This window comes from Cetobacterium sp. (assembly GCF_048470075.1).
In the GTDB taxonomy this organism is placed as follows: domain Bacteria; phylum Fusobacteriota; class Fusobacteriia; order Fusobacteriales; family Fusobacteriaceae; genus Cetobacterium_A.
This window is the reverse complement of the sequence record NZ_DBGBQB010000169.1, coordinates 20,487-29,299: the sequence shown is the minus strand read 5'-3', so window position 1 is coordinate 29,299 and position 8,813 is coordinate 20,487. Positions and strand designations below refer to the sequence as shown.

The following is an 8,813-nucleotide window of genomic DNA, read 5'->3' as shown; positions in this document are numbered from 1 at the left end:
TTAAAAATTCAATATTTTCAACTTTTTTAATATATTTTTTATACGATTCCTTATTACCCCACAATTTTTACTTTGTCAATTTTTATACTCATATATTTTTGGCAAAATAAAAAAGATGACCTATATACTCCATAGATCACCTCTCTTATATTATCTATTTTTCAATAAACTTTTTCCTGGAATTCCCGGTTTTGTCATTTCAAAAGGGTTTAAGATTATATCTAACTCCTCTTTAGTTAAAAGTTTTCTTTCTAAAATTAAATCTATTACTGACACTCCAGTTTTTATAGATGTTTTAGCTATATCAGCTGCATTTTTATATCCAATATGTGGATTTAAAGCTGTTATTGTTCCAACACTCATATCAACTAATTGCTGACATCTCTCTTTATTTGCAGTAATCCCCATTAAACAATTATCAATTAAAGTATTAACTCCATTTTTTAAAATCTCTATTGATTGGAATAGGTTAAAGAATAATACTGGTTCAAATACATTTAGCTCCAACTGCCCAGCTTCAGCTGCCTTCGTTACCGTTTGGTCATTTCCAAATATTTGGAAGCAAACTTGATTCATCACTTCAGGAATAACTGGATTTACCTTTCCAGGCATTATTGAAGAACCTGGCTGTTGCTGTGGAAGGTTAATTTCAGCTAACCCTGTCTTCGGTCCTGAAGCCATAAGTCTTAAGTCATTTGCCATTTTTGATAGATTTACAGCTGTTACTTTCAGTGCTGAAGATAACCATACAAAACTATCCAAATTTCTTGTTCCATCAACTAAGTCATCAGCTTGAACAAAATCGATACCAGTAACTTCAGATAAAATTCTAACAACATCCTCCACATACTTTGTATCTGCATTTATCCCTGTTCCTACAGCTGTTGCTCCCATATTAACTGTTCTTAAGTCATCTAAAGCTATCTTTATTCTTTTTATATCTCTAGCTATTGGCTGAGCATAGGCCTTAAACTCCTGACCTAATCTAATAGGTACTGCATCTTGTAGATGAGTTCTCCCCATTTTTATAACATTATCAAACTCTATACTCTTATCCAATAGAGTTGCATTTAATCTCTCTAAAGTTTTTAATAGTTCCTCTGACATCATTTGTAAAGCCAACTTTCCTGCAGTTGGAATTACATCATTTGTGGATTGTCCATAGTTTACGTGATCATTTGGATGAACTTTATCATATTTACCCAGCTCTCCACCAAGTAGCTCTCCAGCTCTATTAGCGATTACTTCATTCATGTTCATATTCATAGATGTACCTGCTCCACCTTGGATAACATCAGTTATAAACTGATCCATAAATGCCCCATTTATAATCTCCTCTGAAGCTAGAACTATGGCGTCTACAACCTCTTTATTCAATACTCCAGCCTCTAAATTTGCAATAGCAGAAGCTTTTTTCACATATGCCAAAGCCTTAATAAAATCATTACCTAACTTATACCCTGTAATATGGAAATTATTCTTCCCTCTTAAAGACTGAACTCCATAGTATGCCTCTACTGGCACCTCCAATGTACCAATTGAATCGCTTTCTAATCTAAACTCCACCAATTTTTTCACCTTCCCTTTTTTTATCCCCAGAACATAAAATTATGAACTATAAAACTTTATTTTCATTTTATTTATTTTTGAAAATAAACATTTCGTTCTTTATTCGTTCATTTGTGCTTTTATGACTTAAGTATACTGGTTTTTTTTTAAAAGTCAAGGTATTTTTTATCAGTTTTTATTTAAGGAGTATAAATGTATCATCTTTTGTTGATTCCTCTTTGATCTCAAAGTATTCTGGATTCTCCGCCTCTAATTTTTTAAGCTTTAAAAGTGTCCTTCCAAGGTGATGTTCTAACATTCCTCTCAACTTATCCACGTCTTTCTTTTCTAAAGCTTCTAAAATCTCCTCATGCTCTTTTACAACTGATATATCACTTGTTTTATTTTTAGCATTTAAGACTCTCACTCTTTGATAGTGTCCTGTTCCATTTAATGCCAATTCCCACAATCCAGGTATCCCCGCTTTTTCAAATATCATCTTATGAAAATCATTGTCCATTTTATGGAATTCTAAATAGTTACGATTCCCTTCACAATAGACTCTTTGCATCTTTATATTTGTTCTTAAATCCTCGATAAACTCGTCATCTAAAGCTTCGATTACCCTTTCAAAGGCAGCAGTTTCTAAAGCGACTCTCAATACCTTTGCCTCTAAAACTTTTTGAGCACTAATCTTTGTTACAAAAGTTCCTTTCTGTGGGATACTCTCTATTAACTGATCATGTTTTAAAAGTATCAATGCCTCTCTAATAGGAGTTCTACTCATTCCAAGTTTCTCTCCTATCACCTTTTCACTCAGTTCACTTCCAGGTTTTAAATTAAGTTCAAATATATTTCTTTTTAATATTTTATATGCATAAGCAGAGTTGCTATTTTCTCTTGACATCATATCCTCCTTGTTTATTTTTTCACAAATTTTTACTAAAATATATCTCTATAATAGAATATACAAGTTCATTTGTCAAACTCAATATTTTAACAAAAAAAATAGAGGTGTATACCACCTCTATTTTACACTATAATTCAAAACCATATGGTAATAATTCTTCCATTGTCATAAGCTTATAATCTTTTTTTAGATTTCCTAAGATGATAATTATATCCTCAGCAGCAAACTCTTTTATAACTTGTCTACACGCACCACAAGGACTTACTGGTCCAGTAGTATCTGCAACTACAGCTATAAGTTTTATCTTTCTCATGCCCTTACTCGCCGCTGCAAAAATTGCACTTCTTTCAGCACAATTTGAAAGTCCATATGAAGCATTCTCTATATTAGCTCCTGATGTTTCATTTCCATCTTCATCAACCAGTATCGCTCCCACTTTAAATTTAGAGTATGGTACATATGCATTCTCTCTGGCAGCTATAGCCTTATCTAAGTATTCTAAAATTATTTTTTCATCTATCTGGTTTTTCATGATTACCCCACTACACTTTCTAATGCTATTTCTATCATTTCTGTTAAAGTTGTTTGTCTCTCTTGAGAAGTTGTTTCCTCTCCAGTTACCAGTGAATCTGATATTGTTAATATTGTCAGAGCTTTAGCATTGTATTTTGCAGCTATTGTATATAGTGCTGCCGTTTCCATCTCTACACATAAAACTCCAAATTCAGCCCATTTTTTATAAGACTCAAAATTGTCTCCATAGAACTCATCTGCTGTTAGTACATTTCCACCTTTAACATTAATTCCCTTTGCTTTAGCTGCTTCTGCAGCTTTCATAAACAGTTCAAAGTCTGCAGTTGGTGCATAATCTGCTCCACCAAATCTAAGTCTATTCATCCCTGATGTTGTTGATGATGACATAGCTAATATTACATCTCTTACCTTAATATCCTCTCTATATGAACCAGCAGTTCCAACTCTTATAAGATTTTTTACTCCATACTCTCTTATTAACTCATTTACATAGATTGAAATCGATGGAACTCCCATTCCTGTTCCTTGAACTGAAACTCTCTTTCCTTTATAAGTTCCTGTATATCCATACATTCCTCTAACTTCATTATAACAAACTACATCTTCTAAAAATGTTTCTGCTATCCATTTAGCTCTTAGGGGATCTCCTGGTAATAATACTGTTTCTGCTATCTCTCCCTTTTTTGCTCCTATATGTACACTCATTTTACCCTCCTAATTTATCTTTTATTTTATTATCTTATCAGCAAAACTTCCTTTTAAATCAGTTTTCCCTAATAAAAGCTCCTCTATTGTTGCTGCGATAGTTGAGAATCCCTCTTGAACTCCCAGATCAACATTCTCTTTTAAATTTTTTCCATATACCAACACTGGAATATACTCTCTTGTATGATCAGTCCCTTTATATGTTGGATCACATCCATGGTCTGCTGTCAATACAAGTAACTCGTTCTCTTTTAAGTTATCTATAATCTCAGGTAGGTAGTTATCAAACTCCTCTAAAGCTAGTTTGTACCCTTTAGGATCTCTTCTATGTCCATATTTCATATCAAAGTCAACTAGGTTTGTAAATATTATCCCTTTAGTATCCTTTTTAAGCTCTTCAATAGTTTTTAAAATCCCATCCAAGTTATCTCTATTCGTTCCTCTGCTCTCAGTTATACCAACTCCAGCAAATATATCACTTGTTTTTCCAACTCCAATCACATCTAATCCAGCTTTTTTTATTCTATCTAGCATACTTTCAACTGGAGGTGTCACAGAGTAATCATGTCTATTTGGTGTTCTTACAAACTCACCAGCTCTTTTTCCTGTGTATGGTCTAGCTATAACTCTTGCCACAGGAGAAAGCTCACTACATATCTCCAACGCTTTTTTACAAGCTGAATAAAGCTCATCTAAAGGTATTAACTCCTCATTTGCTGCTATTTGAAATACAGGGTCAGCTGATGTATAGACTATCCAAGCTCCAGTTGCCAACTGTTCCTCTCCATACACATCTAAAACATCTGTTCCAGAGTATGGTAAATTACATATAACCTTTCTTCCTGTAGCCTTTTCAAAAGCCTCTATTGTCTCTTTTGGAAAACCATTGGCATAAGTTGGAAAAGCTTTTTCTTGAACTATTCCAGCAATCTCCCAATGTCCTGTTGTTGTATCTTTTCCCTTAGAAAGTTCTAAAGCCTTTCCAAAAGCTCCAGTTGCAGGCTCAACTCTATCCACTCCTAAAATCTCTGTCACATTTCCCAATCCTAATCTTTCCATGTTTTTTAGATTTAAACCACCTGTTGCAAGAGCTATATTTCCTAGCGTATTTGTTCCCTCATCTCCAAACTCTTTCGCATCTGGTAAAGCCCCTACTCCAGCACTATCAAGGACTATTAGTGTCACTCTTTCCATTTTTTCCATAGTAATCCATCTCCTTTTTTCTGAGGTAACAAAAGGCTGATCAAAATGACCAGCCCCCCATTTATTATTTATCGCTTACTTTGATTTCTCCAGCCATTAATTTAGCTTTGATTTCCTCAAATTTAGCAAGTTTATCAGCACCTATAATCTCTTTTGTAAATTCGAAATTAGTTACTCCAACTCCATTTTCCTTAGCTCCATAAACAGCTAATCCTGGTACAAACTCTCCTTTAGTTAAAGCTTTAATTGTATCGAAAACTCCAACGTCAACATTTTTTAACATTGATGTTAATACTGTTCCTGGCTCTACACCATCTTGATTTGAGTCAACTCCAATAGCAAATACACCCTTCTCTTTTGCTGCTGCGATAACTCCCATTCCTGTTCCACCAGCTGCATGGTATATTACATCTGCACCCTGGTTAATCTCAGAAATTGCATTCTCTTTACCTCTAACTGGGTCATTAAATGGATTTGGTCCAGTTGTGTATACAGAGAAGAATTTAACTTTAGGATTTACATACTCTGCACCCTGTTTAAATCCTACTTCAAACTTTTTAATTAAAGGATTTTCCATTCCACCAACAAATCCTACTGCATTATTTTTTGTCATTAATCCAGCTATAACTCCAACTAAGAAAGACCCCTCTTCCTCTTTGAATACCATAGATTTTACATTTGGTAAATCTACAACATCATCAATCATTAAGAACTTAGCATCTGGGTAATCCGCTGCCACTGTTCTTGCTGACTCTGTCATTTGGAATCCTGTAGCTATTATTAAATCATATCCAGCTTCAGCATACTCTCTTAAGAACTCCTCGTCCTCTGCTGGTGAAGCAGGTTCTACATACTTAAATTCAATTCCTAAATCTTTTTGTGCTTGCTCCAATCCTCTGTAAGCAGCATCATTAAATGACTTATCTCCTAATCCTCCAGTAGAAAGAACTATTCCTACTTTAGTAGGTTTTGCTGCAAATAATCCAATTGCTAACATCATTGACATTACAAATGTAACTATTTTTCTCATTAATACCCTCCTAAATAACTTTTTACTAGTAGAATTTTAACATATTATTAACTTAATTCAAAGAAAAATTTACTATTATTTCATCATTTTTCCCAGTGTATATATTAATTCATCGATTACTTTGTTCTCATCATTATTTTTTATCCCTGATACCACACACTTTCTTAAATGATTTTCTAAAATCACTTTCGCTATTCCATCTAAGGCTGCTTTTGCAGATGATATTTGATTTAATACATCATCACAGTAAGCATCCTCCTCTATCATCCTCTTTATTCCTCTAATCTGTCCCTCAACTCTATTTGCTCTTGCAATTAGTTTTTTCTTATCACCACATATTTTATTTGAACAATTATCTTCCATAAATCCTCCTGTTACTATTTAAACCACTTTAATCTCAAGGCATTTGAAACAACAGAAACAGAACTCATAGCCATAGCTGCTCCTGCTATCATTGGATTTAGAAGATGCCCTGTAAATGGGTATAATATTCCAGCGGCTACCGGTATTCCCAATCCATTATAGATAAAAGCCCAAAATAGATTCTGCTTTATATTTTTCATTGTTGCTCTACTAAGCTCAATAGCTTTTGGTACATCTTTTATATTTTTACTCATTAGAACTATATCTGCACTCTCTAGGGCAATATCTGCTCCTCCACCCACGGCTATCCCTATATCTGCTTGAGTCAGAGCTGGTGAGTCATTGATTCCATCTCCAACCATTGCCACTCTTTTCCCTGAAATTTGTAATTTTTTTATCTGTGAATATTTCTGTTCAGGAGACACTTCCGCTATAACTTTTGTCACTCCAACCTCTTTTGCGATAGCTCTCGCTGTTCTTTCATTATCACCAGTTAACATTATAACATCAATTCCAATATTTTTTAACTCTTCAATTACAGCTTTAGAGCTCTCTCTAACCTTATCAGCTATGGCAATCATACCTATATATGTATCCTTAGCTGCAACATATATAACTGTTTTACCCTCATCAAATAGTTTAGCTCCCTCCTCTAAATGTATATCTATATCAATTTTATATCTATCCATTATCTTCTTGTTTCCAACAATTACCTCAACATCTCCAACTGGCGTATCCTCTAATGTACCTGTCACACCCTCTCCAGTCACAGAGTTAAAACTTCTTACACTGAACATATCAAGCTTTCTCAGATTTACCTCTCTTATTACAGCATCAGCCAGTGGGTGCTCTGAGTTTTGCTCTAAACTTCCTACAACTTTTAAAAGCACATCATCCTCTAGTCTATTTGAAACTATATCTGTCACTGTAGGTCTTCCCATTGTAATTGTTCCTGTTTTATCAAATACAACTGTATCTACCTTACATGTTTTCTCTAGGGCCTCTCCAGATTTTATTAAAATTCCTAACTCCGCTCCTCTTCCTGTTCCAACCATTATAGCTGTTGGCGTTGCCAGTCCCAAAGAACATGGACATGCTATCACTAGGACAGATATAAGTATTGTCAGTGCAAATACACTCGGTGTAGCATTTAGTGAAACAAGTCCCATTGTTCCTATAATATACCATGTCAAACTGGATACTACCGCTATTGCAATAACTGCAGGTACAAAATAACTCGATATAATATCTGCCATTCTCGCTATTGGAGCTTTTGATCCCTGGGCATTTTCAACAAGTCTTATAATTCTTGAAAGTGTTGTGTTTTCTCCAGTCTCAGTGACTTCCATCTTTAAACTTCCCGTTCCATTTATTGTAGCACCATAAACTTTACTTCCCTCTATTTTTTTTACAGGTATACTCTCTCCTGTTAACATGGCTTCGTCTACACTGGATATTCCATCTACAACAATACCATCAGTGGGTATAGATTCTCCCGGCTTAATCAAAAGAGTATCTCCCACTTCTACCTCCTCTATATCCACAGTTACAACTTTTCCATCTCTAAATAGATTTGCTCTTTTACTCTGCAAACTCATAAGTTTTTTTATAGCTTCAGATGTTTTCCCCTTACTTACATTTTCAAGGTATTTACCCAATGATATTAGAGCTATAATAATTACTCCTGATTCATAGTAAAGATTATGTACAAAATGTGTATCCCCTTCGTATATTTTAAATGTTCCATAAAGACTATATGCAAAAGCTGCACCAGTTCCTAAGGCGATTAAAGAGTCCATACTAGGTGTTCTTGAAGTTAATTTTTTCAACCCTGAAATATAGAAGTCTCTACCTACATACACAACTGGTATTGATAAAATCAATTGAATCAGTGCAAATAGTAGTGGATTATTGTCATAGTGGATCATATGTGGTATAGGTAATCCCAACATACTACCCATGGATATATAAAATATTATGGCTCCAAATATTATTGCCACTAAAAACTCATTGAACTCTCTTTTTAATTCTAATCTCTTCTCTTCAGCTCTTCTATCTATAACCTCTTCTGTTATTCTTTCCCCTGTATACCCAAATTTTGCAATTAGGTGAAACACTTCTGATAGCTTTACCAAAGTGGAATCATAAGTTATTGTGGCCTTCTCAGTCGCTAAGTTTACAACAATTGATTCCACACCCTTCATTCCAGAAACTATCTTTTCCACTGTTCCCACACAACTTTGACAATGCAATCCTTTAATGGAAAATACGACTGTTTTCACATCTCTAATCTCATCTAAAGTATATCCCAAAGGAACAATTTTATTTTTTACTTCATCCTCTTTTATAATAGATTCATCAAAATTAACAAATAACTCCTCAGTTGCCAAATTTACTTTAGCATCTTTAACCCCCTCTGTCGATTTTAAAATCTTTTCAATTAAAGCCACGCAACTTTGACAAGTTACATTTCCTACTCTATATCTCTTTTCCAATTTTAACACCTCCTATTTCATAGGG

Annotated in this window: 8 protein-coding genes; all 8 read right to left on the bottom strand. The window is 34.3% G+C overall.

The window, feature by feature from the left end:
* Positions 1-150: 150 nt before the first annotated feature.
* Entirely contained in the window at positions 151-1,566 is a 1,416-nt protein-coding gene (locus ACMOUI_RS06030; protein ID WP_418964829.1) for an aspartate ammonia-lyase, read from the bottom strand.
* A gap of 178 nt (positions 1,567-1,744) precedes the next feature.
* Complete coding sequence (locus ACMOUI_RS06025) at positions 1,745-2,455, bottom strand: GntR family transcriptional regulator (protein WP_418964828.1); 711 nt, start codon at positions 2,453-2,455, stop codon at positions 1,745-1,747.
* Between the two features lie 130 nt (positions 2,456-2,585).
* Positions 2,586-2,990 carry a cytidine deaminase gene (gene cdd / locus ACMOUI_RS06020; RefSeq protein ID WP_418964827.1) on the bottom strand — a complete coding sequence of 135 codons (405 nt, stop codon included), beginning with the start codon at positions 2,988-2,990 and terminating at the stop codon, positions 2,586-2,588.
* A gap of 2 nt (positions 2,991-2,992) precedes the next feature.
* On the bottom strand, positions 2,993-3,697 hold the full coding sequence (deoD, locus tag ACMOUI_RS06015) for a purine-nucleoside phosphorylase (RefSeq protein ID WP_418964826.1): 705 nt from the start codon (positions 3,695-3,697) through the stop codon (positions 2,993-2,995).
* 21 nt (positions 3,698-3,718) lie between these two features.
* Positions 3,719-4,900 (bottom strand): phosphopentomutase, encoded by a 1,182-nt coding sequence (locus tag ACMOUI_RS06010; protein WP_418964825.1) that lies wholly within the window; start codon positions 4,898-4,900, stop codon positions 3,719-3,721.
* A gap of 64 nt (positions 4,901-4,964) precedes the next feature.
* Complete coding sequence (locus ACMOUI_RS06005) at positions 4,965-5,930, bottom strand: BMP family lipoprotein (RefSeq protein ID WP_418964824.1); 966 nt, start codon at positions 5,928-5,930, stop codon at positions 4,965-4,967.
* A 75-nt stretch (positions 5,931-6,005) separates the two neighbouring features.
* A complete protein-coding gene (locus ACMOUI_RS06000) occupies positions 6,006-6,293 on the bottom strand; it encodes a metal-sensitive transcriptional regulator (RefSeq protein ID WP_418964823.1) in 288 nt (95 codons plus the stop codon).
* A gap of 14 nt (positions 6,294-6,307) precedes the next feature.
* On the bottom strand, positions 6,308-8,788 hold the full coding sequence (locus ACMOUI_RS05995; RefSeq protein WP_418964822.1) for a heavy metal translocating P-type ATPase: 2,481 nt from the start codon (positions 8,786-8,788) through the stop codon (positions 6,308-6,310).
* Positions 8,789-8,813 lie beyond the last annotated feature (25 nt).

Bases quoted from the DNA above. Each gene is read 5' to 3' on its own strand.
- ACMOUI_RS06025 (WP_418964828.1), bottom strand. From the start codon at position 2,455: ATGTCAAGAGAAAATAGCAACTCTGCTTATGCATATAAAATATTAAAA.
- cdd (WP_418964827.1), bottom strand. From the start codon at position 2,990: ATGAAAAACCAGATAGATGAAAAAATAATTTTAGAATACTTAGATAAG.
- deoD (WP_418964826.1), bottom strand. From the start codon at position 3,697: ATGAGTGTACATATAGGAGCAAAAAAGGGAGAGATAGCAGAAACAGTA.
- ACMOUI_RS06010 (WP_418964825.1), bottom strand. From the start codon at position 4,900: ATGGAAAAAATGGAAAGAGTGACACTAATAGTCCTTGATAGTGCTGGA.
- ACMOUI_RS06005 (WP_418964824.1), bottom strand. From the start codon at position 5,930: ATGAGAAAAATAGTTACATTTGTAATGTCAATGATGTTAGCAATTGGA.
- ACMOUI_RS06000 (WP_418964823.1), bottom strand. From the start codon at position 6,293: ATGGAAGATAATTGTTCAAATAAAATATGTGGTGATAAGAAAAAACTA.